Raw genomic sequence first — 23,198 nt, forward strand, 5'->3', positions numbered from 1 at the left:
ACCTTATTCCTGTCCATCAAACCAATGTTCGCGAGCCTTCATGATCAAGGCTTTTGCGTCATCGGCAGACTGTCCGGTCAGCTCGGTCAATTCATCAATGGCCAAATCGGCCAGGTCGTCACGCGTGTGGATTCCACCAGCTTCCAGCTGGGCTACCAACTCAGGCGTCATCCCTTCCAGATCACGCAACGCTTGGGAAACACGGGCAACACTCTCTTCGTGGACGATTTCCATCGTCAGCAGCGCATCTTTGGCGCGCGTGCGAAGCTCATTGACGGTCTCTTCGTCGAAGCTCTCGATTTCCAGCATTTCCTGCAGCGGCACATAGGCCACTTCTTCCAGGCTGGAGAAACCTTCTTCGATCAGGATGTCAGCGATTTCTTCATCCACATCCAGCTTTTCCATGAACAGCTTGCGGGAAGTGCTGGTTTCTTCTTCCTGCTTCTGGGCCGATTCGGCCGCGTCCATGATGTTGATCTTCCACCCCGTCAGATCGGAGGCAAGACGCACATTCTGACCACCACGGCCAATGGCGATCGCGAGGTTTTCCTCGTCCACCACCACATCCATGGCATGCTTTTCTTCGTCCACGACGATCGAGGACACATTGGCCGGCGCCAGCGCACCGATCACGAACTGGGCGGGGTCCTCAGACCACAGCACGATGTCCACGCGCTCGCCAGCGAGCTCATTGGTCACCACGTTCACGCGGCTGCCGCGCACACCGACGCAGGTGCCGATCGGGTCAATGCGCTTGTCGTGGCTAAGCACGGCAATCTTGGCGCGGCTGCCAGGGTCACGGGCGCAGCTCTTGATCTCCAGCAGGCCTTGCTCGATTTCAGGGACTTCGTTGCGGAACAGCTCGACCATGAACTCGGGCGCGGAGCGCGAGAGCAGGATCGGCGCGCCGCGCAGGGTCAGGTCCACGTCCATGATCATCGCGCGAACGCGGTCACCATTGCGCAGATTTTCCTTCGGAATCATTTCACCGCGCTTCAAGCGGCCTTCCACGCGACCGGACTCGACAATGATGTCGCCCTTGTCCATGCGCTTGACGGTGCCGTTGAAGATCTTGTCGCCGCGTGCCATGAAGTCGTTGAGCAGCATCTCGCGCTCGGCGTCACGGATCTTTTGCAGGATCACCTGCTTGGCCGCCATGGCGCCGATACGGCCGATAGGCACGGATTCGATCTGCTCTTCAATGTAGTCGCCCACCTGCGCGTCTGCCTTGCGGTCAACGGCATCCATCAGCATTTCTTCGGCATCCGGGTTTTGCAGGCCCGCATCATCGGGCACCACCAGCCAGCGGCGGAAGGTGTCGTAGTCGCCGGTATCGAGATCGATAGCCACACGCACATCCACTTCGCCGGGATACAGCTTCTTCGTAGCCTGGGCCAGGGCAGATTCCACAGCGCCGAACACCACATCGCGCTCTACGTTCTTTTCGCGCGCGATGGCATCCACCAGCATCAACAATTCGCGATTCATGCGACGACTCTCCTATTTCAATCTTTAACCAGAAGGCGGCATCATCAGCGCCACCATGTGCGGGGCCACTTCAGGCCTGGGGTTCGTCGGCAGCACCTGCTGCCGCCCTGCCCTTGAAGCTCACGATGGGTGCCAGACGCGCTTCACGCAACTCATCGAGCGTAAAACCCAGGCTTTGCAGCGGTGCGGGTGGGCGCTTCTTGCTCACACGGGCACCGGGCTTGACAGGCGGCGCATCGCTCCAGACGATCTGCCAGCCACCTGCCTCGGTACGCTCGAGCGTGCCCCGAAACTTCTTGCGATTGGCGCTGATGGTTGTGCCTTCGGCAGCTGCACCGATGGATTCCTTCAGCGTCAGGTCCACCACCGCGCCGGCAAAGCGGATGAAATCCTGCTCATGGCGCAATGGACGGTCAATACCGGGCGAGGACACTTCCAGGCGCTTGTATTCCACGCCATCGACTTCCAGCGCAAACTGCAGCTGGCGGGTGACCTTCTCACAATCCTCCACCGTCACAAACTGCTCTGGCACGCCTTCCGGACGGACGTCATCCGCATTCCAAGGCAGGTCGATGGTGATGCGCAAAAGGCCGCTGGCAGAGCGTTCGATCTCCACCAAGTCGTAGCCCAGGCCGCTCACCGTTTGTAGGGTGGTTTCTTGCAAGCTCACGTGTGCTATTTATCCCGCAAATACAAAAAACCCGAGAACCACGGAATGTTACACATTCCGCAGCATCGAGCTGAAAAACATGCGACCAAAAAAAAATGGGCGGTTGGCACCGCCCAGTTGGTCGTGTAGACATCAATTATAGGGGCAAACCAGTATCGATGCAATGATGCGCAGTGGCTTTTAGGCGTGCGAACGACTAAGTCTGCGCATTGCGCGCCTGCACGATGGCCGCAGTGCGCCGCAACAGTGCATGGGCTTCATCGCCATCGGGCAAGGCCTGCGCGTCGCCTTGCGAAAAACGCTCCAGCATGCGCTGCAGCACGCCGGACTGGGGCAGAACGGGGCCCAGGAACATGGCTTCGGTGCCGCGCCCCAGTAGTACGGTGGGGAAGGTAGTGATATCGAGCTCGCCCAGCGCCTCTTCCTCGTCCTCGACATCGAGCCAGACAAAGGCCATGTCCGGCCACTCCTTGGCCAGCGCATCAAAAGCAGGCTGGTACTGGCCACAGGTACCGCACCACTGCGCGCACAAACACACCACCAGCCAGGGCGCACTCGCAGCCTCGGTCATACACAGCCCATCCCGCACACAAAGGCGTATTTGTACCACTATTGCGGTATCCCAGGGCTCCGGTGCCTTTGAGAATACGCGCTTCTCTGACTTGAATCAGACCCAAAAGCAACTAAGTTCTAGGAAGTCATCATCCATTGGGCAGTTGCCTGTACAACAGCAAACTGCCATATCTTCGGGAGCAGGCATGGATTCCAAAAACTACTACGACGTTCTGGGCGTGGACAAAAAGGCCGGCGCAGACGAGATCAAAAAGGCATTTCGCAAGCTCGCCCGCAAATACCACCCGGATCTGAGCAAGGAAAAAGACGCCGCCCAGCGCATGGCCGAGGTCAACGAGGCCAATGCGGTGCTGTCGGACACGCAAAAGCGTGCCGAATACGACGCCATGCTCGACGCCCCGCGCGGCTTTGCGTCAGGCGCGGGCAAACCCTTCCGCAGCGCCGAAGGCTTTGACAGCGGCGATTTCCAGTTTCGCCGCCAGAGCATGGGGGGCGATGCCGATTACAGCGATTTCTTTCGCCAGATGTTTGGCGACGCGGCGCGCGCCCAGCGCGGTGGCCATGCCGGCGGCGGGCCACGTGCGGCGATCCGGGGCGAGGACCAGCACGCCAGCATCGAGCTGGACCTGACCGACAGCTACCAGGGCAGCGAACGCATGCTGACCTTGCATGGCCAGGACGTGACCGAGGATGGCGAAGTACGCAGCCAGGAGCGCCAGCTGCAGGTGAAGATTCCTGCCGGGGTGCGCGAGGGCCAGATGATTCGCCTGGCCGGCCAGGGCGGGCCCGGTTACCAGGGCGGGCCAGCGGGCGATCTCTTGCTCGAAGTGCACTTTCGCCCCGACAAGCGCTGGCGTGCCGAAGGCAAGGATGTTTATATGCCAATGCCCGTCAGCCCCTGGGAAGCGGCTTTGGGCGGCAGCGCGGAGGTCAAAACGCCGGCCGGCACCTTGGAAGTGACTATTCCTGCAGGCTGGTCGGCCGGGCGCAAGCTGCGCATCAAGGGCAAAGGCCTGCCCGCTGCCACGCCTGGCGATCTGTACCTGGAGCTGCAACTGCACATACCACCGGCCACGACCGAGCAGGAGCGCGAGGCCTACGCGGCCTTTGCCAAGGCCTTTCCCCACTACCAGCCTCGCCAAGGAGTGTGACCATGCCCCACTACACGACAGTACACACCAGCAGCTTGCAGATCATTGATGACGACAGCCTTGATGCGGCCAGTCTGGCCCAGGCCTGCCAGCGCAACCTGGACTGGGTGCAGGCCCGTGTCGTCGATGGCGTGCTCACCCCCAGCACCGGCACACGCAACCCCGAAGCCGTCACCAGCTGGCGCTTTGCGGCCACCTGCATCGTGCGCGCGCGCCGTGTGGCGCTGCTGGAGCACACCTATGATGCCGACCCCCAACTGGCCGCACTGACCGTCGACCTGATGGAAGAGGTGCTGGAGCTGCGCCGCCGCTTGCATCGCTGACGGATCTTTCAGACAGACGCAAAAAAGCCCGCTGATGCGGGCTCATCCTTACCGAAAAAGCACCATCCGCATGCCGCGCCTGATCGTGGCAAGCGCGGCATGCGGACGGGGCAAACCGGTAGGCGGTATTAACCGCCCTTGTGCGTACGCTTGCCTGGGTTCTTCTTGGAACGGGTAGCAGTGCCACGGGCACGGCTGACCTGTTGGCCGCGGCCAGCAGTAGGCAGGCTCTTGCCGTTAGGCAGGGCCGGTTGAGGGGTGAACTTGCGGTCAGCTTCCGTAACGATTTTGTTGCCCATCCTGGGACCTCGCGATAAACAAAACCGACATTAGGCCACAGATGCCAAGCGAGCAGATAAAAATACCTGCTAATTCCCGTGCCTTGGTGCGAAATTAGGCATGCAAGCCGCAAGGCGACAGCGCAAATCAGGCGCTTTGCTTACATTTGGCCCACGCTGGCAGCTTGTAAATTACGCCTATCTGGTTAGGATTCATAAAACAAAACAAGGAATAATTTCTTATGCAAGAGCTCGATCATCAACAACGACCGCAACAGCGCTCTCTCTGGCTCCCCCTGGCAGCCGGTGTGGCCGCCTTGGCCGTTTACTGGTGGACCAGCAACAAATCCCGCAAAGTCGTGCCGGTCGACCTGATTGAGCCCGTCGCCGATTTTGATGCAGAACGCTTTGTCGGCGACTGGTATGAGATCGCCCGCATCGAGCGCGGCATCGGCAAGCCGCTGACGCGCTCACGCGTCGAATATGAGCTGCTGAGCGATGGCAGCCTGGGCATCACGACCCGGGGCTTTCATGCCGGCACCCACCGCTGGGTCGAGGGCCATGGCATTGCCCGCTTTGTCGGCGCGCCCAACTTTGGCGCCATGAAGGCCTCGTTCATGGGCCCCTTCCACGAGGGCTACCATGTCGTCGCCATTGACCCCGATTACCGCTGGGCCATGCTGATGGGCGACACCACCGACTCGTTCAAGCTGCTCTCGCGCCAGCCCGTGCTCGATGGCAAGACCACCGATATGCTAGTCCACCAGGCTGCACTGATGGGCGTGGAGACCTCACGCATCCACTGGGTGATGCAGGACGGCATCAACCCCACCGGCCACTGGTAAGCCGCAGTCCCTTTTATTTCCGGAGGGACACCCAAGCCTGCGCGCGATGCGTGCAGGCTTTGCTTTGTCTAATGGCGCCTTAGACGCCGATCCGCTTGGCGCCAGCCCGCTCTTCGTCGACCAGTGCCTGCATGCTGCCAGCAAACGCGATCGCGCCCTTCTCCAGCACATAGGCCCGGTCGCTCACCAGGCGCGCAAAGTGCAGGTTTTGCTCGCACAGCAAAATACTCACGCCGCGCTGCTTGAGTTGCACAATCATCTGCGCCATCTGCTCGACGATGACAGGCGCCACCCCTTCAGAGGGCTCATCGAGCAGTACCAGATAGGGATTGCCCATGAGGGTGCGGGCGACGGTGAGCATCTGCTGCTCGCCGCCACTCATCTGCCCGCCAGCGCGCTGCGGCATGGCCGCCAGGTTCGGGAAAAAGGCGAGCAGCTCATCCACCGTCCACTCGCTGGCCAGGCTGCCATCGGCCCAGCGGCGGGCGGGCTGGCGGCCCACCTCCAGGTTTTCGAGTACCGTCAGGTCGCTGAAGATGCGCCGCTCTTCGGGCACATAGCCCAGGCCCAGGCGTGCAATGCGCCAGGGGTCTGCCTGCGCAATGTTCTGGCCCATGAACTGCACGGTGCCTTTGCGCCGCTCCACCAGGCCCATGATGGCCTTGAGCGTGGTGGACTTGCCCGCGCCGTTGCGCCCCATCAAGGCCACCACCTCACCGCGCCGCACCTCCAGCCCCACATCAAACAGAATATGGGCTTCGCCATACCAGGCGTTGAGCGCGCTCACCTGCAGCAGAAGCTCGGCGTGCACATCGGTTATCTGCGCGCTCATACGGCAGGCTCCTGACTTGGTTCCTGGCTGTCATAGGTGCTGCCCTTGCCCAGGTAGACCGCCTGCACCTCGGGGTTGCGCCGCACGGCCTCCGGCGCGCCCTCGGCAATGAGCCGGCCCCGCGCCAGCACAATGATGCGGTCGGCATAGGCAAACACCACATCCATGCTGTGCTCGGTAAACAGCACGGCCATGTCGCGCTCACGGGCCAGTTGCCGCGTGAGCGCCATCAGCTGCAGGCGTTCAGCCTGGGCCATGCCGGCAGTGGGCTCATCCATCAGCAGCAGCACAGGCTTGTGGGCCATGGCGATGGCCAGCTCCACCCGCTTCACATCGCCATAGGCCAGCGCGCTGCAAGCACGGTCAGCCTGGTCCTGCATGCCCACCAGCGCCAGCAAGGCCAGCGCCTCATCACGCTGAAAGGGGGCGGCTTTTTGCCACAGGCCAAAGACGCGGCCAGCGGCCGACAGCAAGGCCATCTGCACGTTCTCGGCCACCGTCAGCGAGGCAAAGGTCTCGGCAATCTGGAAGGTGCGCCCTACGCCCAGGCGCCATATCTCGCGGGGCCGCTTGCCGCCCAGGGCCGTGCCCTGAAGCAGCATGCTGCCGGCATCGGGCACCAGTTGCCCGCCCAGCATGTTGAAGGTGGTTGTCTTGCCCGCGCCATTGGGGCCAATGAGCGCCAGCACTTCGCCCCGGCGCAAGGCAAAGCTCACATCGGCCACGGCCTGCACGCCGCCAAAGCGCTTGCCCAAACCGGTCACTTGCAGCAGTTCTGTCATGGATTTCCCGTTGATGCCGCAGGCAGCTTGCGCACTGCCTGCGGCCCTATTCCGCTCATAAAGTCGTTGCCGGGCGCTGCCCGCTCAGCCCAGCTCCAGGCTGGCGTCCATCAGGCGCTGCGTGTAGGCCTGGCGCGGCGCATCGAGCACCTGCATGACCTCGCCGCTCTCCACCACCTCGCCATCCTTCATCACCAGCACCTCATGGGCCATGGCCCGGATCACCGCCACATCGTGCGTGATCAGCACATAGCTCAGGCCGCGCTCGCGCTGCAGGCGCTGCAGCAAGGCCAGCACCTGCTGCTGGATGGTGACATCGAGCGCGCTGGTGGGCTCGTCCAGCACCAGGATCTCGGGGTCCACGATCAGCGCGCGGGCAATGGCCAGGCGCTGGCGCTGGCCGCCGGAGAACTCATGCGGATAGCGCTCGAGCAGGCCCGGGAACTGGGCCTCGGTCATGCCCACTTCCTGCAGCAGCGCCAGCACCTGCTGCTGTAGATCCGCTGGGGCCAGTTGGGGCTGCGCCAGCTGCATGCCCTCGCCCACCATCTCCTGCACCGTCATGCGCGGCGACAGCGACGAGAACGGATCCTGGAACACCACCTGCACCTTGCGGCGCAGCCGCTGGTTGGCCGCGCTGTTGCGCTGGGCCGGCAACTGCCAGGTCTCTTGGCCAATGCGCAGCTCGCCCAGGCTGGGCAGCAGGCCCAGGATCGCCTGGGCCAAGGTGGATTTGCCCGAGCCCGACTCGCCAATCACCCCCAAGGTCTGACCCCGGCCCAGCGCCAGGCTGGCGCCGCGCACCGCGTCGAACCGGCCCTTGCTGAACCAGCCCGCTATGCCCGGCAGCGGCGTGGCATAGGCCACCTGCAAATCGCGCGTCTGCAGCACCGTGGGTGCCTCAGGCTGGCGGGCCACCACCTGGCGCTGGGGCGTGCTGGCCAGCAGCTTTTGGGTGTAGGCATGCTGGGGCGCGGCAAACACCTCGGCCACAGCCCCCTGCTCCACCAGCCGGCCTTTTTCCATCACCGCGACCCGGTCGGCAAAATGGCGCACCAGCGGCAGGTCATGGGTGATCATCAGCACCGCCATGCCGGTCTGGCGCTGCAAGTCGCTCAGCAGCTCCAGGATCTGGCCGCGCAGGCTCACATCGAGCGCCGTGGTGGGCTCATCGGCAATCAGCAGCTTGGGCCGGCAGGCCAGCGCCATCGCAATCATCGCGCGTTGGCGTTGGCCGCCGCTGAGCTGGTGCGGGTAGCTGCCGGCGCGCCGCTGCGGCTCGGGGATGCCGGTTGTGGCGAGCAGCTGCACCGCCTGCTCCCAGGCGGCCTTGTCGCCCAGGCCTTGCTTGAGCTGCAGCACCTCGGCAATCTGCGCGCCCATGGTCATCAGCGGGTTCAGCGCCGTCATCGGCTCCTGAAAGATCACCGCAATCTCATCACCACGCACCGCCTGCATCTCGCGCTCGGAGATCTGCAGCAGGTTGCGCCCGCCCATCAGCGCTTCGCCGCGCAACTGGGCCTCGCCCACCAGGCGCAGCAGCGACAGCGCGGTGATTGTCTTGCCAGAACCTGATTCGCCGACCAGCGCCAGCTTCTCGCCGGCCTGTATGCAAAAGCTCAGGTCCTTGACCACATCCTGGCCGCCAAAGCCCACATGGAGGTGGTTGACCTGGAGCAGCGGCGCGGGCACGGCCACCGCGGGTTGTGCTTGCTCACGCATGGCGGGTCTCCTTGGCATCTGCGCTGGCTGACGGCGCTGGCTGAGCCGAAAGCGCAGCAGGCGCTGCGCCAGCGCGCGGCGAATTCAGCTGCTTGCGCGGGTCCAGCGCATCGCGCAATGCATCGCCCATGAAGGTGAGCAGCAGCAAGGTGGTCACCAGCACCGCAAAGGTCGACAGCGAAATCCACCAGGCATCGATGCTGTTCTTGCCCTGGTTCAACAGCTCGCCCAGGCTGGGGGTGCCCGGGGGCACGCCCAGGCCCAGAAAATCCAGCGATGTCAGGGTCAGGATCGCGGCACTCATCTGGAACGGCAAAAAGGTGACCACTGGCGTCATGCTGTTGGGCAGGATATGGCGCCACATGATTTTCCAGCTTGGCACACCCAGCGCCCGCGCCGATTTCACATAGTCCATCTGGCGGTTGCGCAAAAACTCCACCCGCACATAGTCGGACAGTGCCATCCAGCCAAACAGGCTCAGCAGCACCAACAGCAGGCCGGCGCTGGGCGCCAGCACTGCGCTGAAGATGATCAGCAGGTACAGGATCGGCATGGCGCTCCAGATCTCGGTAAAGCGCTGGAACACCAGGTCCACCTTGCCGCCAAAAAAGCCCTGTATCGCACCGGTGAGAATGCCGATCAGCGTGCCGACGGCCGTCAGCGCCAGGCCAAACAGCACGCTGACGCGAAAGCCGTAGATCAGCTGGGCCAGCAGGTCACGCCCCCGGTCATCGGTGCCCAGCCAGTTGTCCGCCGAGGGGGCCGAAGGCGTGGGCGATTTGGCAAAGTAGTTGATGGTGTTGGGGCCATAGCGGTTGAGCGGAAAGATCGCCCAGTTGCCATCCTTGCGCAGCTGCTGCTGGATGAAGGGGTCGAGAAAATCGGTGGCGGTGTGGAAGTCGCCACCAAAGCTGGTCTCCGGGTAGTCCTTGGCGAGCGGGAAATAGGTCTGCCCCTCATAGCGCACAACGAGCGGCTTGTCGTTGCTGATCAGCTCGGCAAACAGGCTGAGCACCACCAGCACCACAAAGAGCAGCAGGCTGTAAAAGCCCAGTTTGTTGGACTTGAAGCGGCGCCAGGCGCGGGCCGCAGGCGAGCGGCCGGGGGGAAGTGGGGAAACAGGCTCGGTCATCGTTATGGTCTGCAGAGACGGTGTGGGCACCGTCCCCCTCCTGTCACTGAATAGGGCGGCCTGGGGCCGACGTTGGCAACGGTGGCGGCGAGGGCACGGGGTGCTGCGCTGTCGCCATTGGCCGACAGCCAAACGGCGCGCCATCGGCCATGCTCTGCGCCATGCCTGCCACCCACACGCCCTCCGCCTTGCGCACCGCGCTCAAAAGCATTGCCATTTTTGAAGCGCTCAAAGGCTTTGCCGCGCTGCTGGGCCTGTTGGGACTGCTCAGCCTGCTGCACCACGATCTGCACCGCCTCGCGCTGGAGCTGATCGGCCACGTGGGCCTCTCGCCCGAGGCGCGCTACCCGGCCGTGCTGATTGGCTGGGTGGACAAGATCAATGCCACCCCCATCCATACGCTGGTGCTGCTGGGCGGGACCTATATCGCTGTGCGCTGGCTGGAGGCCTGGGGCCTGTGGCAGGACAAGGCCTGGGGCGAATGGCTGGGCGCGCTGTCCTCGGGGCTGTACATACCGCTCGAAGTGCAGCACCTGCTGGCGCACCGCCATTGGCAAGGCGCGCTGGTGCTGCTGCTCAACATCGTCGTCGTGGCCGTGCTGCTGCGGCGCCTGCAGCTGCGCCGCAAGGCCTGAGGCGCGGCGCCATGCCGCAGGTGCTGGGCTGGCCAATGCGGGCATACGCGACTCAGTCAAACTTGACACGGGGATCCACCCAGACATAGCACAGGTCGCTCACCAGCTTGGTGAGCAAACCGATCAAGGTAAACAGGTACAAGGTGCCCAGCACGACCGGGTAGTCGCGCCGGATCACGCTCTCATAGCTCAAGAGGCCCAGGCCATCGAGCGAGAACAAGGTCTCGATCAACAAGGCCCCGGTAAAGAAGGCGCCAATGAAGGCCGCCGGAAAGCCGGTGACGATGGGCAGCAAGGCATTGCGAAACACATGGCGCCACAGCACCTGGCGCTCGCTCAGACCCTTGGCCTTGGCCGTCACCACATACTGCTTGCGGATCTCTTCAAGAAAGGCGTTTTTCGTGAGCATGGCCGTCACCGCAAAGCTGCCGGCCACCATGGCGGTGACTGGCAAGGTGATGTGCCAGAGGTAGTCGACCAGCTTGGCGGCCCAGCCCATCTCTTCCCAGCCCGATGAGGTGAGCCCGCGCAGCGGAAACCACTGCAGCTGCCCGCCAAAGATCACCAAGAGCGCCACCCCCAGCACAAAGCCGGGTATCGCATAGCCCACCAGCACGATCACCGTGGTGACCATGTCAAACCGACTGCCCGCGCGCACCGCCTTGGCAATGCCCAGCGGCACCGCAATCAGGTAGCTGATGAAAAAGGTCCACAGCCCCAGACTGATGGAGACGGGCAGCTTGTCCTTGATCAGCTGCCAGACGCTTTTGTTCTGGAAAAAGCTGTTGCCCAGATCAAAGCGGGCGAACTGGCCCAGCATCTGCACAAAGCGCTCGATGGGCGGCTTGTCAAAGCCGTACAAGGCCTTGATCTCGTCGAGCCGCTTGGGGTCAATGCCCTGCGCGCCCCGGTAGCCCATGCCCGCGCCCTCCGCGCCCCGGTTGCCGGCCTTGGCCTCTGCCAGGTACTGCTCGACCGGGCCCCCCGGCACGAACTGGATCACCACAAAGGTCAGCAGCAAGACCCCGAACAGCGTGGGAATCATCAGCAGCAGACGTTTGAGGATATAGGCAAACATGCGGGGTGGGCTCCAATGTCAGCACGGGCGGGCAAACGCCGTGGCACTGTGGCAGAAAATGCCGGGGCAGCGCGGCAGGCGCGCTGGGGCGGTCAGAGGGATCATATAACGGCTGGGCCCGGCATCAGAGCAGCTCATGGCTTGGCGGTTGCGGCTGTGAGCGGCGGCATGCGCGCCCACCAGTAGTACATCACCCAGGTCTCGCCCGGCACATAGGCGGGCACCTGCGGGGGCTCCACCAATCGCCAGGCGTCATACACCACGCGGTGGCTGGCGGCATACCACTGCGGAATCAGGTAGTGGCCCGCCACAATGATGCGCTCGAGCGCATGGCAGGCGGGCAGCAGCTCCTGCTCGCTCTTGGCGCTGGCCATCTGGGCAATCATCGCGTCGACCGCTGGGCTCTTCAAGCCAATGAAATTGCCCGAGCCCTCCTGCTCCGCCGCCGCGCTGCCAAACAGCTCGGCGTATTCCTGGCCCGGGATATTGGTGCCCGGCACATTGACCGATATCAGGTCATAGTCGAACTTGTCGACCCGCTGCTGGTAGAGCGCGTAATCGGCCACCCGCAGCCGGAGCTTGATGCCCAGCTTCTCCAGGTTGCGCATCCAGGTGGACACGGTGCGAATGCCGCCCTCGTTGCTGTCGAGAAACTCCAGCTCCAGCGCCTGGCCCTTGGCATTGCGCAGCACGCCATTCCTGTCCACCTTCCAGCCGGCATCGGCCAACAGCGCCTGCGCCTTGCGCAGGTTGTCGCGCAGGCTGCTGCCCTGGTCGGTGCGGGGGGGATCCTGCAGCGGCCCCAAGGTACCGGCGGGCAGGTCTTTCTCAAAGGGCTTGAGCAGGGCCAGCTCGGCGTCGCTGGGGCTGCCATGCGTCTCGCACATGGTGTTGCCAAACAGGCCATGCACGCGCTCGTAGGCTCCGTAGAACAGCTGGCGCTGCATCCACTCGTAGTCAAACGCCAGGCCCAGGGCCTCGCGCACCCGCACATCCTGCAGCACTGGGCGGCGCAGGTTCAAAAAGTAGCTCTGGAAGCCCGAGGGCAGCTTGTTGGCGAAGTCCCCCTTGCGCAGCTCACCCCGGTCAAAACGCTTGCCATAGAGGCGGCGCGCCCAGTCGCCGGCGCTGAAAAAGCGCATCACATCGAACTCGCCGGCCTTGAGCGCCTCCAGCTTGGCGGTGTTGTCCTTGTAGATCTTGACCGTGACCCGGTCAAAATTGGCGCTGCCCACGCGCACGGGCAGGTCCTTGGCCCAGTAGTCGGGGTCGCGCACGTAGGTGATGTCGCGGCCAAACACCACCGGGCCGATCTTGTAGGGGCCGCTGCCAATGGGCATATCGGTCACGATCTGGTCAAAGCGCTTGGGCTTGCCATCGGCGCCCAGGCCCCAGTCGCGGCTGAAGACCGGCAGGCTGCCCACGGTCAGCGGCAGGTCGCGGTTGGGCTTCTTGAAGCGAAAGCGCACCGTGCGGTCGTCGATGACATCGCAGCCCTCCACATCGGCCAGCAAGGTCTTGTAGCCGGGCGTGGCGTACTGGCTGATCAGCGCCTCGTAGCTGTGCTTGACATCCTGGGCCAGCACCGGTTTGCCATTGTGAAAGCGCGCCGCCTTGCGCATCTTGAATGTCGCGGACATGCCATCGGCGGCCACATCGATGTCCTCGGCCAACAGGCCGTAGCCGGTTGTCGTCTCGTCCAGGCTGGCGATCAGCAGGCTGTCAAACAGCATGTCGCTCAGGTAGGCCGGGGGCGAGCCTTTGATCGTAAAGGGGTTGTATTTGTCAAACGTCGAGTAGCGCAGCGCACTGACCAGGCGCAGCTCACCGCCCTTGGGCGCCTCGGGGTTGGCATAGGCAAAATGCTTGAAATCCGCCGCGTAGCGCGGCTCGCCCCAGAGGGCGTAGGCATGGCTGGCCCAGGCAGGCGCTGCCGCGGCAGCACACAAAATCAGCGGAAGGCAGAATCGCATGCGACAATTCTGCCCTAGCTGGCCACCTGTGCAAGCGTTTACCCCCGAGAAACGCTTTGCGCCGGTGCCCAAGTCTTTTTTGGCCATGCCCTTATGGCGTGGCACTTATCAGGAGAAGAACAATGGGTTTTCTGACCGGCAAGAAACTGCTGATCACGGGCGTGCTGTCCAACCGCTCTATCGCTTATGGCATTGCCAAGGCCTGCCACCAGCAAGGCGCCGAGCTGGCTTTCAGCTATGTGGGCGAACGCTTCAAGGACCGTATCAGCGAGTTTGCCGCCGAGTTCGACTCCAAGCTGGTGTTCGACTGCGATGTGGCCGATGACGCCCAGATCGAGAAAATGTTTGCCGACCTGGCTGCGACCTGGGGCAAGTTCGATGGTTTTGTGCACTCCATCGGCTTTGCGCCGCGCGAGGCGATTGCCGGCAACTTCCTGGATGGCCTCTCGCGCGAAGGCTTCCGCATTGCGCATGACATCAGCGCCTACAGCTTCCCTGCGCTGGCCAAGGCCGCCCTGCCCTACCTCAACGACAAGTCGTCCCTGCTGACCCTGTCCTACCTGGGCGCCCTGCGCTCCATCCCCAACTACAACACCATGGGCCTGGCCAAGGCCTCGCTCGAAGCCTCCGTGCGCTACCTGGCCGAGGCCGTGGGCCGCACCGAAGACGGCCGCGCGATCCGCGCCAACGGCATCTCTGCCGGCCCGATCAAGACCCTGGCTGCCTCGGGCATCAAGGACTTTGGCAAGCTGCTCGGCCGCGTGGCCGACGCCTCACCGCTGCGCCGCAATGTGACCATCGAAGACGTGGGCAATGTCGCCGCCTTCCTGCTGAGCGATCTGGCCTCGGGCGTGACCGCCGAGATCACCTATGTGGACGGTGGCTTCAGCCAAACGGCTGGTCTGTCGGCCGACCAGGTCTAAGCTTCAACGCTTAGACAAAAACCCCGCAGGCTTGGTGTCTGCGGGGTTTTTTCATGTCTAGCAGCCTTATCTAGACGCTAAAACGGCGCAGCCGCAAGGCATTGGCGAGCACAAACACGCTCGACAGCGCCATCGCCCCTGCCGCAAACACCGGCGACAGCAGGGTGCCATTGACCGGGTACAGCAGGCCCGCGGCGACCGGGATCAGCGCCACGTTGTAGGCAAAGGCCCAGAACAGGTTCTGGTGGATATTGCGCATGGCGGCGCGCGAGAGCCCGATGGCAGTCACGACGCCGCGCAGGTCGCCGCCCATCAGCACCACGTCGGCCGACTCGATGGCGATATCGGTGCCCGAGCCCACGGCAATGCCGACATCGGCCTCGGCCAAGGCAGGCGCATCGTTGATGCCATCGCCCACATAGGCCAGCGCACTATGCGCAGCCCGCAGGCGCTTGACGGCCGCCACCTTGCCATCGGGCAGCACCTCGGCCACCACCTCGTCAATGCCCAGCTGCTGGGCAATCGCTTCGCCGGTGCGGCGGTTGTCGCCGGTGATCATCGCTACCTTGAGGCCCATCGCATGCAGGCCCTCAATCGCAGCGCGTGTGGTGGGCTTGATCGGGTCGGCCACGGCGATCATGGCGGCCAGCTGGCCATCGATGGCGGCATACAGCGGCGTCTTGCCTTCGGCGCCCAGACGGGCAGCCTCGTCAGCAAACACCGCCACATCAGCGCCCAATTGCCGCATCATGCGGTCTGCACCTACTTCGACCCGCGCAGCGCCCACTTGGGCACGCACGCCAAAACCGGTGACCGATTCAAAGCCGGACAGCGGCAGCAACTGCAGGCCTTCGGCCTGGGCAGCCTGCACAATGGCCTGCGCAATCGGGTGCTCCGACTGGCTCTCAACGGCGGCCACCGCCGCCAGCACGGCCGCGCGTTCAAAGCCGGGGGCCAGCACCAGGTCGGTCAGCGCGGGCCGGCCCTCGGTCAAGGTGCCGGTCTTGTCCACGGCCACCACCTGGGCGTCCTTGAGCAGCTGCAGCGCCTCGCCCTTGCGGAACAACACCCCCAGCTGGGCGGCGCGGCCGGTGGCCACCATGATCGAGGTGGGCGTCGCCAGGCCCATCGCGCAAGGGCAGGCAATGATGAGCACAGCCACCGCATTGACAAGGGCCAGGCTCAGCGCGGGCGATGGGCCCAGCAACAGCCAGAGCACAAAGGTCAGCACGGCAGCGGCCATCACGGCGGGCACAAACCACATGGTCACCTGGTCCACAACGGCCTGGATCGGCAGCTTGCCGCCCTGGGCCTGCTCCACCATGCGGATGATCTGCGCCAGCACCGTGTTGCCGCCCACTTCGGTGGCCTTCAGGGTCAAGGCGCCCTTTTGGTTGATGGTGCCGCCCACCACCAGGGCGCCGCTGGTCTTGTGCACCGGCACGGGTTCACCGCTGATCATCGATTCGTCGACATAGCTCTCGCCATCTGTCACCCGGCCGTCGACCGGGATGCGCTCGCCGGGGCGCACCTGCACGGTATCGCCGGGCTGCACCGCATCAATGGCCAGTGATTGCCAATCGCCATCGCGCAGCACCCAGGCCGTCTTGGCCTGCAGCTGCACCAGGCGCTTGATCGCCGCCGAGGTATTGCCCTTGGCGCGTGCCTCCATCCAGCGGCCCAGCAAAATCAGCACTACGATCACCGCCGCGGCCTCGAAATAGACATGCACGGTGCCCGCTGGCAGTACGCCAGGCGCAAAGGTGGCCACCAGCGAATAGAGATAGGCCGACAAGGTGCCCACTGCCACCAGCGAGTTCATATCGGGCGCGGCCCGCGCCAGCGCAGGCAGGCCCAGGCGGTAAAAGCGCCGGCCCGGCCCGGCCAGCACCAGGCTGGTCAACACCCACTGCAGCAGCCAGTTGCTCTGCTGGGGCAGCCATTGGCCCACCCAGTGGTGAAAGCCCGGCAGCATGTGGCCGCCCATCTCCAGCACAAAGACCGGCGCGGCCAGCAAGGCCGCCAGCCACAGGTCACGCAGCAGCCCGTTTTGCGCTTGCTGCTGGCGCTGGCTCTGCGCATCATGGGCATCGGCCGCCTCGCTGGCCTCACCCACCTGCGGCACAGTGCGGGCGGTATAGCCGGCCTTGGCAATAGCAGCCATCAGCTGCTCGGCATGCACGCCCGCCGTCAGCTGCACCGTGGCCCGTTCGGTAGCCAGGTTCACGGCGGCGGTCTGCACGCCGGGCACGGCTTTTAACGCGCGCTCCACGCGGCCCACGCAAGAGGCGCAGGTCATGCCTTCGACTTCCAGCTCCAGCGCATGCACAGGCACGCTGTAGCCGGCTTTGTGGACCGCTGCCAGCGCCTGCTCCAGCACCTGGGCGGCGGGGGCCTGGTCGCCCAGTTGCAGGCTGGCCTGCTCGGTGGCCAGGTTGACATGGGCGCTTTGCACGCCGGGCACGGCCTGCAAGGCGCGCTCGACCCGGCCGACGCAGGAGGCGCAGGTCATGCCCTCGATCGGCAGTTGCAGCAGCGGGGTGGCGGATGGGGTGGTTTGGGCAGTCATGGCGGGAGTCTTTCTATCCATGGCAGGAACTCTAAAGATTGCCATGGTGTGAATGTCAAGCCCCTGCCCACAGCGGGTGCAAACACGACATGGGCAACGGGGGCAGCGCCGCCCGCAGCCTTACCAGTTGCTCTGGATCTTGCGCCGGCCTTCCTGCGGGAATGCGGGCTTTTGCGGCACATAGGCGCCGGGCTGCGGCTTGGGCGCGGCCGTGCTGCCTGCAGCGGCTGCACCTGCACCTGCGCCTGTCCCTGCGCTGGCACCCGCGCCTGGCGCTGCGGCGCCGGCCTGGCTCAGCCAGGTCACCACTTCCGAGCGGTCGGCGCGGGTGGCAAAGTCACTCGCCGTCAGTCCCTGCTGGTTTTTCAGCTTGGGGTCGGCGCCTTCCTTGATCAGCAGTTGCACGGCGCTGCGTGTGCCGTACTGGGCGGCCATCATCAACGGCGTGGTGCCATTGGGCGATGCGGCATCGATATAGGCATGGTGCTCCAGCAGCAGCGCCACCATCTGCAGGTCGGAGCCATCTTCGCTCGGGGCCGAGACGGCATAGTGCAGCGGCGTCCAGCCCTCGCGGTTCACATCGGCGCCCCGGGCAATCAAGGCCTTGGCCAGATCGACCTGGCCCTTGATGGCAGCCATCATCAGCGGTGTCTCGCCCTTGGCATTGGCCAGGTTCACATTGGTGGTTGGCAGCGCAATCATGCCCTTGGCCGCGCGGTAGGAGTCGAGCTTGAAGGCCTGCGTCAGGCCCGTTTCGCCCTTCTCGCTCACGGTGTTGGGGTCAAAGCCGCGCTGCACCAGCGCCTCGATGCCCTTGGCGTCATCGCGGATGATGCGGGTGAAGAAATCGTCATACGAGCCCGCTTGCGCGGCCGCGCAGGCCAGCCACAGGGCCGCCGCGCAGGCCGCTCGAAGCACAGACAAAGAACCAGGTGTAGCAGGCAGCTTCATGACAGCACTCCGCTGAAGAGTCGATCGAAATTGCGGTTGGTGGCCTCGGCCACCGCTTCCACGCTGGTGCCGCGCACCTGCGCAATCTGCGCGGCCACATGCGGCACATAGGCGGGCGTATTGGTCTTGCCCCGAAACGGCACCGGCGCCAGATAAGGGCTGTCGGTCTCGATCAGCAGCCGGTCCTCGGGCACAAAGGCCGCGACATCGCGCAGATCCTGCGCCTTTTTGAAAGTGATGATGCCCGAGAACGAGATGTAAAAACCCAGGTCCAGCGCCGCGCGGGCGACTTCCATGCTCTCGGTAAAGCAGTGGAACACGCCGCCTGCGGCATGGGCGCCACCGGTCTCGCCCTCTTCGCGCAGCAGACGCAAGGTGTCATCCGATGCGCTGCGGGTGTGGATCACCAGCGGCTTGCGTACCTGCTGGGCCGCGCGAATATGCGTGCGAAAGCGCTCGCGCTGCCACTCTAGATCAGCCACCGTGCAGCCGCCCTTGCGGTCTTCCATGCCGTAGTAGTCCAGGCCTGTCTCGCCAATGGCCACGACGCGCGGCAGCGCCGCGCGCTCGACCAGGTCCTGCACGCTGGGCTCGGTCAGCCCTTCGGTATCGGGGTGCACACCCACGCTGCACCAGAAGTTGTCATAGCGCATCGCCAGCGCATGCACGTCGGGAAACTCCTCCATCGTGCAGCTGATGCACAGCGCGCGGGTCACCCGCGCCTCGTCCATCTTGGCGCGGATGGCAGGCAGGTCCTGAACAAGCTCGGGAAAGTTGAGGTGGCAGTGGGAGTCGGTGAACATCAATCGTCAACGCTGCAGACGCTCAAAGCGCCGCAGTCCAAATACAAAGAACTGCTGCCATTGTCCCCGCTCCGGCTGCTCCGACGGTCGCGACCACCGTAAAACCCTGTCAGCCCGGCTAAGAAATCGGGGTGGGACAGGGTCGAATCCAGTGCTTAGAACCTGTTCAATGTCTCCTCGCGCCGCGACAGTGTCTTTGCGAGATGGGATGCTAGGGGGGCGCCCAGCCGCGCAACACCGCAGCAATAGCCCAGCTATTGCGAGGATTGGCAACAACGCAGACCGCCCCTGCCCGGGCGGCCCTCGCCGGGCGCCCCTTCCCGGGCAGCGCAAAGCCACTGTCCCTACGGGTTGGAGTGAAATCGGGCGATTTCTGCGCGCTGGCCCTTGCTTGCACCCCGGTGCAAGCTGCGTTCCATCCCTTCGAACTCATCCCGATTGCGCTCCAACGCGGCTGCGTAGAGACTTTGAACAGGTTCTTAGATGGTCTGCGTGGCGCGGTCAGCCTGCAAGGCCGTGCCCAAGATCTGTTCAATCTTGTAACGCAGCTCATCCGTCTTGGGATCTTTGGGAAAGCGCACGCCAATGCCCTGGGTGCGGTTGCCACCGGCGCCTGCCGGAGTCACCCAGCCGACTTTGCCGGCAATGGGGTAGCGCTGCGGATCCTGGGGCAAGGTCAGCAGCAGGTAGACATCGTCGCCCAGTGCATAGTCCTTGGGCGTGGGGACAAAGATGCCCCCTTCCTTGAACAAGGGGATGTAGGCGGCATAGAGCGCGGCCTTTTCCTTGATGGCCAATTGCAGCACGCTGGGGCGAGCGCTGGCCGTGCCCGGTACAGGGGTAGGACTGTTCATAGATTCCAAGGATAACCAAATTTTGCTGCCTATTTCCAGATGCCAGCGCAAACACAGGCCACATCAGCGGCCTGTTACGCCGGCAGATGGACCCCGCTTAGCGCCGCGACTGCAGCACGCTGGCCGCCTGCGCGACCAGTGCTTCGAGCATCAGCCCCTGGTTGAAGGGGTGCGCCGCCGTGCGCATCGACTGCGTCAAAGCCTTGCTCCAGCGCGCCAGCACCGCCAGCGCCGGGGGCGCAGGCAAATCGGCCGCGTCAAAAAACCGTGGCGCGGCCCCCACACGCAGCATCAGCAAATCATGGCAGAGCTTTTGCAACGCATCGACCACCTCGGGCGCCGACAGGCTGGACAAGGCACCGGGCTGGCCATTGGCCAAATCCTTGGGCAACTTCCTCCAGACCTGGGGCGAGCGGCCGGCATGCATCTGATCCAGCGCATCGTCGGGGCGACCGCCTGCGGCCTGCAGCAGCGCGTCGACCTGGTCTGCCGGCACGTCCTGCGCCACCAGCCAGCTGCGGGCCGATGCGGTATCGGGCCACTGCATGGTGTGCGCCAGGCAGCGGCTGCGGATCGTGGGCAGCAGCTGGTGCGCGGCTTCGGTCGCCAGCACAAAGCGGGCATCGCCCGGTGGCTCCTCCAGCGTTTTGAGCAGCGCATTGGCAGTGACCGCATTCATTTTTTCCGCCGGAAACACCAGCACCGCCTTGCCTTTGCCCCGGCCCGAGGTGCGCTGCGTGAACTCCACCGCATCGCGCATCGCATCGACGCGGATTTCCTGGCTGGGCTTGCGCTTTTTGTCGTCAATGTCCGCCTGGGCCTTTTCGGGCAGCGGCCAGCCCAGCGCCAGCATCTCGGTCTCGGGCATCAGCACACACAGGTCCGTGTGGGCATGCACATCGATCGCATGGCAGCTGGCGCAGTGGCCGCAGGCGCCCTGGGGCGTCGGTGCATCGCACAACCAGGCCCGCACCAGGCCCATGGCCAGCGAGAACTGGCCCAGGCCCGAGGGGCCTTGCAGCAGCCAGGCATGGCCGCGCTGGGCCAGCAGCTGCTCGCGTTGCTGGGCAATCCAGGGCGCGGTGGGCGCCGGTGCTGCGGCTACGGGCTCGGCTGCTGCAGTGTTCTTGGCGGTGGCCATATCAGCCCTCCACTTTGCTGGCCGGCAGCCAACCCTGGGCTGCTACGGCCTGGCGCACCGCCTGCCACACCGCCGGCTTGGGCTGGTGCGAATCGATGCGCGCAAACCGCGCGGGCTGCGCCAGCGCGCGCTCGGCATAACCGGCGGCCACGCGGGCAAAAAACTGCTGGGGTTCGGCCTCAAAACGGTCGGGGGCACGTGCACCGGCCAGGCGCTCGGCGGCCACCTCGGTGGGCAGATCAAACCAGATGGTCAGGTCAGGCTGGCGCAGCGCGCCCTCACCCAGCTCGGGCCGGGCCTGCACCATGCGCTCGAGCACCTGCAGCACCTGCAGGTCAAAGCCGCGCCCGGCGCCCTGGTAGGCAAAAGTGGCATCGGTAAAACGGTCACACAGCACCACATCGCCCCGGGCCAGCGCCGGCTCGATCACCTGCTGCAGGTGGTCGCGCCGGCCCGCAAACACCAGCAAAGCCTCGGTCAAGGCATCCATGGGTTCTTGCAGGAACAGCGCGCGCAGCTTTTCGGCCAGCGGCGTGCCACCGGGCTCGCGCGTGCTCACCACGTGGCGGCCTGCGGCCAGGAAGGCATCGTGCAAGCCCTGGATATGCGAGGATTTACCGGCGCCGTCAATGCCTTCAAAGCTGATAAACAGGCCGCGCGAAGCAGCTGGAGAAGATGCGGGAGAAGATGGAGTCATGCTGCGCCAGATTGTACGTGCCCGCCCACACCCCTGATGGGTTCAGGCGGCAGGGTCAAAGTCCGCATCACCGGCCACGCCGCGCTTGCGGGCCACGCCGTAGGCGGTCAGCACCTGGTGGGCGACCATGTCCACGCTGGGGCGGGTCACGCCATCGCGGTCGACCCAGACCTTGGGGGTCAGACTGCCCGACAGGCAGATGCTGTCGCCGTCGCCCAGGCCCAAAAGCGCTGCGACCGGCGCATCGTCAAAAGCGATGACGTTGACAATCAGCATCTCGCCATCGCCCGCGCCCGCATTGGCACGCACCTTGGCCAGTGCATACGGCTTGCCGGTTTTACTGCTGCGCTCGACCGGCTGACCCAGTATGCGCCCGGATACCAATCCATCCATCATGCTTTGATCCCCCCATACAAGCCTTGCAGTTTAGCCGCTTGGGCGGCCACCAGAGGCGAGTCGTGCGCCAAGATCAGGGCTCGCGGGGCGGCTGGGCCTGTTTCTCACCCAGCGCATGGCTGGCCGGTTCTGCGCTGTGGCTGCTGTCGAGCACCCGGAAGTTGGGCAAGGGCGTTTTGCCCAGCACCCAGGCCATGCGCGAGCCCGCGCCCACCAAGCCGCCCATTACCCAGAAAACCCCGCCCACCCCAATGGCCGCCCCTGCGGCGCCAAACATCAGCGGCATGCAGACGCTCGAGCCATTGATCAGCATCAGCCGCAGGCCCACGGCCTCGCCGTGGCGCTCCTCGGGGGTGATCTGGTGGAGCATGCTCATGGCCATCGGCTGCACACTGCCCAGGCCGATGCCCAGCAAGGCCGAACAAAAAGCCATCGCCCAGGCATTGGGCATCAGCGGGTAGATCGCAAAAATCGCAGCCGTGAGCACCATCGCGGCCATCACCACGGTCATCTCGCGCAGGTGGCGCGAGATGGCGGGCAGCAGCACCCGGATCACAAAGGCCGCCAGCGCAAACACGCCCAGCACGGCACCGATCTCGGAGGCCGACAGACCCCGGTCATGGCCCAGCAGCGGCACGACAAAGGTGTGTACATCCCAGCAAGAGGCGACCAACCAGTTGACAATCAGCAAGCGGCGGAAGGACTGCTCGCGCAGCAGGTCCCAGGCATGGTGGGGCTGGCCATCGCTTTTGGCGGGCGCGGGCTCCATCTCCTGGGCGCTGCGCACACACCACCAGGCCACCACCGAGAACAGCGCCAGCACCGCAAAAGCGATGCGGTAGGACAGGTTGTTGCCGGCCTGGCCGGTCGAGTGGTCAATGATCAGCCCGGTGACCATCGGCCCCAGAAAATTGGCAATCGCCGGGCCCAGCGACAGCCAGCTGAAGATCTGGCGCAGCTCACTGGCCTCATGGGCGACGCGGCCCGCATGGCGCTGCAGCGCAATGATGGAGATGCCGCAGCCCGCCCCCGTGAGCAGCGCCGCGACGCACAGGACTTCAAAACGGGGAAAAGCGACACCAATGGCAGTGCCGGCAAAGGCCAGCGCAATGGCGGCCAGCATCGGCTTCATGAAGCCATGCCGGTCTGCGTAGCGGCCCGCCGGCAGCGCCAGGAACACCTGGGTCAGCGCAAACAGACTGAGCAAGAACCCCACCGCGCCGGGGGTGTGGCCATCGCGCAGGGCCAGCAGCGGGGCTGCCAAGCGCGTGCCTGTCATACAGGTATGGACAAAAAACTGGCCGATGATCAGCCGTATCAACTCGCGATTCACGCGTTCCCTTCAGCACCGTGGGCAACTGGCACTTGCTTGGCCTGCATTG

Annotated in this window: 22 protein-coding genes; 5 read left to right on the forward strand and 17 right to left on the reverse strand. The window is 64.5% G+C overall.

Going from position 1 to position 23,198, the window contains the following annotated elements; all coding sequences use genetic code 11:
- Window positions 1-3: 3 nt before the first annotated feature.
- From nusA to N4T19_RS06230, 3 genes are all read right to left on the reverse strand, one after another.
- Window positions 4-1,488 (reverse strand): transcription termination factor NusA, encoded by a 1,485-nt coding sequence (nusA, locus tag N4T19_RS06220; protein WP_021027864.1) that lies wholly within the window; start codon window positions 1,486-1,488, stop codon window positions 4-6.
- Between the two features lie 70 nt (window positions 1,489-1,558).
- Window positions 1,559-2,158, reverse strand: a complete 600-nt coding sequence (rimP, locus tag N4T19_RS06225) for a ribosome maturation factor RimP (protein WP_116924103.1) — start codon at window positions 2,156-2,158, stop codon at window positions 1,559-1,561.
- Window positions 2,159-2,354: 196 nt separating this feature from the next.
- On the reverse strand, window positions 2,355-2,729 hold the full coding sequence (locus tag N4T19_RS06230) for a thioredoxin family protein (protein ID WP_116924104.1): 375 nt from the start codon (window positions 2,727-2,729) through the stop codon (window positions 2,355-2,357).
- A 187-nt stretch (window positions 2,730-2,916) separates the two neighbouring features.
- Between N4T19_RS06230 and N4T19_RS06235 the strand changes: the two genes are divergently transcribed.
- From N4T19_RS06235 to N4T19_RS06245, 3 genes are all read left to right on the forward strand, one after another.
- Window positions 2,917-3,882, forward strand: a complete 966-nt coding sequence (locus N4T19_RS06235) for a DnaJ C-terminal domain-containing protein (RefSeq protein WP_182342044.1) — start codon at window positions 2,917-2,919, stop codon at window positions 3,880-3,882.
- Between the two features lie 2 nt (window positions 3,883-3,884).
- Window positions 3,885-4,205, forward strand: a complete 321-nt coding sequence (locus tag N4T19_RS06240; RefSeq protein WP_116924106.1) for a MerR family transcriptional regulator — start codon at window positions 3,885-3,887, stop codon at window positions 4,203-4,205.
- Window positions 4,206-4,725: 520 nt separating this feature from the next.
- Window positions 4,726-5,328, forward strand: a complete 603-nt coding sequence (locus N4T19_RS06245; protein WP_116924107.1) for a lipocalin family protein — start codon at window positions 4,726-4,728, stop codon at window positions 5,326-5,328.
- A 79-nt stretch (window positions 5,329-5,407) separates the two neighbouring features.
- Here N4T19_RS06245 and N4T19_RS06250 read toward each other — a convergent pair whose 3' ends face one another.
- From N4T19_RS06250 to N4T19_RS06265, 4 genes are all read right to left on the reverse strand, one after another.
- Window positions 5,408-6,160 carry an ABC transporter ATP-binding protein gene (locus N4T19_RS06250; protein ID WP_116924108.1) on the reverse strand — a complete coding sequence of 251 codons (753 nt, stop codon included), beginning with the start codon at window positions 6,158-6,160 and terminating at the stop codon, window positions 5,408-5,410.
- A complete protein-coding gene (locus N4T19_RS06255) occupies window positions 6,157-6,942 on the reverse strand; it encodes an ABC transporter ATP-binding protein (protein WP_260719702.1) in 786 nt (261 codons plus the stop codon). The genes N4T19_RS06250 and N4T19_RS06255 overlap by 4 nt, the downstream gene beginning before the upstream one ends.
- A gap of 84 nt (window positions 6,943-7,026) precedes the next feature.
- Complete coding sequence (locus N4T19_RS06260; RefSeq protein WP_260719703.1) at window positions 7,027-8,664, reverse strand: ABC transporter ATP-binding protein; 1,638 nt, start codon at window positions 8,662-8,664, stop codon at window positions 7,027-7,029.
- Entirely contained in the window at window positions 8,657-9,796 is a 1,140-nt protein-coding gene (locus tag N4T19_RS06265; RefSeq protein WP_116924111.1) for an ABC transporter permease, read from the reverse strand. The genes N4T19_RS06260 and N4T19_RS06265 overlap by 8 nt, the downstream gene beginning before the upstream one ends.
- 161 nt (window positions 9,797-9,957) lie before the next feature.
- Between N4T19_RS06265 and N4T19_RS06270 the strand changes: the two genes are divergently transcribed.
- Window positions 9,958-10,431 (forward strand): DUF2127 domain-containing protein, encoded by a 474-nt coding sequence (locus N4T19_RS06270; RefSeq protein ID WP_116924468.1) that lies wholly within the window; start codon window positions 9,958-9,960, stop codon window positions 10,429-10,431.
- A gap of 52 nt (window positions 10,432-10,483) precedes the next feature.
- On the opposite strand, the gene N4T19_RS06275 is transcribed toward N4T19_RS06270, so the two are convergent.
- Window positions 10,484-11,509, reverse strand: a complete 1,026-nt coding sequence (locus N4T19_RS06275) for a microcin C ABC transporter permease YejB (protein ID WP_116924112.1) — start codon at window positions 11,507-11,509, stop codon at window positions 10,484-10,486.
- Between the two features lie 134 nt (window positions 11,510-11,643).
- Window positions 11,644-13,482 (reverse strand): extracellular solute-binding protein, encoded by a 1,839-nt coding sequence (locus N4T19_RS06280; protein WP_182342058.1) that lies wholly within the window; start codon window positions 13,480-13,482, stop codon window positions 11,644-11,646.
- Window positions 13,483-13,604: 122 nt separating this feature from the next.
- Here N4T19_RS06280 and fabI point away from each other — a divergent pair, with 122 nt between their 5' ends.
- Complete coding sequence (gene fabI, locus N4T19_RS06285) at window positions 13,605-14,405, forward strand: enoyl-ACP reductase FabI (protein WP_021027875.1); 801 nt, start codon at window positions 13,605-13,607, stop codon at window positions 14,403-14,405.
- A 70-nt stretch (window positions 14,406-14,475) separates the two neighbouring features.
- Here fabI and N4T19_RS06290 read toward each other — a convergent pair whose 3' ends face one another.
- From N4T19_RS06290 to N4T19_RS06325, 8 genes are all read right to left on the reverse strand, one after another.
- Window positions 14,476-16,974 (reverse strand): heavy metal translocating P-type ATPase, encoded by a 2,499-nt coding sequence (locus N4T19_RS06290; protein ID WP_260719704.1) that lies wholly within the window; start codon window positions 16,972-16,974, stop codon window positions 14,476-14,478.
- A 120-nt stretch (window positions 16,975-17,094) separates the two neighbouring features.
- Window positions 17,095-17,892 (reverse strand): ankyrin repeat domain-containing protein, encoded by a 798-nt coding sequence (locus N4T19_RS06295; protein WP_313900089.1) that lies wholly within the window; start codon window positions 17,890-17,892, stop codon window positions 17,095-17,097.
- A 29-nt stretch (window positions 17,893-17,921) separates the two neighbouring features.
- A complete protein-coding gene (locus N4T19_RS06300; protein WP_260719705.1) occupies window positions 17,922-18,728 on the reverse strand; it encodes a TatD family hydrolase in 807 nt (268 codons plus the stop codon).
- A gap of 479 nt (window positions 18,729-19,207) precedes the next feature.
- Entirely contained in the window at window positions 19,208-19,582 is a 375-nt protein-coding gene (locus N4T19_RS06305; protein ID WP_182342068.1) for a PilZ domain-containing protein, read from the reverse strand.
- A 97-nt stretch (window positions 19,583-19,679) separates the two neighbouring features.
- Window positions 19,680-20,723: a DNA polymerase III subunit delta' gene (locus tag N4T19_RS06310; RefSeq protein ID WP_182342070.1), complete on the reverse strand. Its 1,044-nt coding sequence runs from the start codon at window positions 20,721-20,723 to the stop codon at window positions 19,680-19,682.
- 1 nt (window position 20,724) lies between these two features.
- Window positions 20,725-21,420 (reverse strand): dTMP kinase, encoded by a 696-nt coding sequence (gene tmk / locus N4T19_RS06315; RefSeq protein ID WP_116924118.1) that lies wholly within the window; start codon window positions 21,418-21,420, stop codon window positions 20,725-20,727.
- Window positions 21,421-21,462: 42 nt separating this feature from the next.
- Complete coding sequence (locus tag N4T19_RS06320; protein WP_116924119.1) at window positions 21,463-21,816, reverse strand: single-stranded DNA-binding protein; 354 nt, start codon at window positions 21,814-21,816, stop codon at window positions 21,463-21,465.
- 73 nt (window positions 21,817-21,889) lie between these two features.
- Entirely contained in the window at window positions 21,890-23,149 is a 1,260-nt protein-coding gene (locus N4T19_RS06325; RefSeq protein ID WP_116924120.1) for an MFS transporter, read from the reverse strand.
- Window positions 23,150-23,198: the final 49 nt, after the last annotated feature.

This window comes from Comamonas squillarum, assembly GCF_025309455.1.
Taxonomy (GTDB): Bacteria; Pseudomonadota; Gammaproteobacteria; order Burkholderiales; family Burkholderiaceae_C; genus Comamonas; species Comamonas squillarum.

Excerpts from the sequence above, each read along its gene's own strand:
- nusA (WP_021027864.1), bottom strand. The coding sequence starts at position 1,488 with ATGAATCGCGAATTGTTGATGCTGGTGGATGCCATCGCGCGCGAAAAG.
- N4T19_RS06230 (WP_116924104.1), bottom strand. The coding sequence starts at position 2,729 with ATGACCGAGGCTGCGAGTGCGCCCTGGCTGGTGGTGTGTTTGTGCGCG.
- N4T19_RS06235 (WP_182342044.1), top strand. The coding sequence starts at position 2,917 with ATGGATTCCAAAAACTACTACGACGTTCTGGGCGTGGACAAAAAGGCC.
- N4T19_RS06240 (WP_116924106.1), top strand. The coding sequence starts at position 3,885 with ATGCCCCACTACACGACAGTACACACCAGCAGCTTGCAGATCATTGAT.
- N4T19_RS06245 (WP_116924107.1), top strand. The coding sequence starts at position 4,726 with ATGCAAGAGCTCGATCATCAACAACGACCGCAACAGCGCTCTCTCTGG.
- N4T19_RS06250 (WP_116924108.1), bottom strand. The coding sequence starts at position 6,160 with ATGAGCGCGCAGATAACCGATGTGCACGCCGAGCTTCTGCTGCAGGTG.
- N4T19_RS06255 (WP_260719702.1), bottom strand. The coding sequence starts at position 6,942 with ATGACAGAACTGCTGCAAGTGACCGGTTTGGGCAAGCGCTTTGGCGGC.
- N4T19_RS06260 (WP_260719703.1), bottom strand. The coding sequence starts at position 8,664 with ATGCGTGAGCAAGCACAACCCGCGGTGGCCGTGCCCGCGCCGCTGCTC.
- N4T19_RS06265 (WP_116924111.1), bottom strand. The coding sequence starts at position 9,796 with ATGACCGAGCCTGTTTCCCCACTTCCCCCCGGCCGCTCGCCTGCGGCC.
- N4T19_RS06270 (WP_116924468.1), top strand. The coding sequence starts at position 9,958 with ATGCCTGCCACCCACACGCCCTCCGCCTTGCGCACCGCGCTCAAAAGC.
- N4T19_RS06275 (WP_116924112.1), bottom strand. The coding sequence starts at position 11,509 with ATGTTTGCCTATATCCTCAAACGTCTGCTGCTGATGATTCCCACGCTG.
- N4T19_RS06280 (WP_182342058.1), bottom strand. The coding sequence starts at position 13,482 with ATGCGATTCTGCCTTCCGCTGATTTTGTGTGCTGCCGCGGCAGCGCCT.
- fabI (WP_021027875.1), top strand. The coding sequence starts at position 13,605 with ATGGGTTTTCTGACCGGCAAGAAACTGCTGATCACGGGCGTGCTGTCC.
- N4T19_RS06290 (WP_260719704.1), bottom strand. The coding sequence starts at position 16,974 with ATGACTGCCCAAACCACCCCATCCGCCACCCCGCTGCTGCAACTGCCG.
- N4T19_RS06300 (WP_260719705.1), bottom strand. The coding sequence starts at position 18,728 with ATGTTCACCGACTCCCACTGCCACCTCAACTTTCCCGAGCTTGTTCAG.
- N4T19_RS06305 (WP_182342068.1), bottom strand. The coding sequence starts at position 19,582 with ATGAACAGTCCTACCCCTGTACCGGGCACGGCCAGCGCTCGCCCCAGC.
- N4T19_RS06310 (WP_182342070.1), bottom strand. The coding sequence starts at position 20,723 with ATGGCCACCGCCAAGAACACTGCAGCAGCCGAGCCCGTAGCCGCAGCA.
- tmk (WP_116924118.1), bottom strand. The coding sequence starts at position 21,420 with ATGACTCCATCTTCTCCCGCATCTTCTCCAGCTGCTTCGCGCGGCCTG.
- N4T19_RS06320 (WP_116924119.1), bottom strand. The coding sequence starts at position 21,816 with ATGATGGATGGATTGGTATCCGGGCGCATACTGGGTCAGCCGGTCGAG.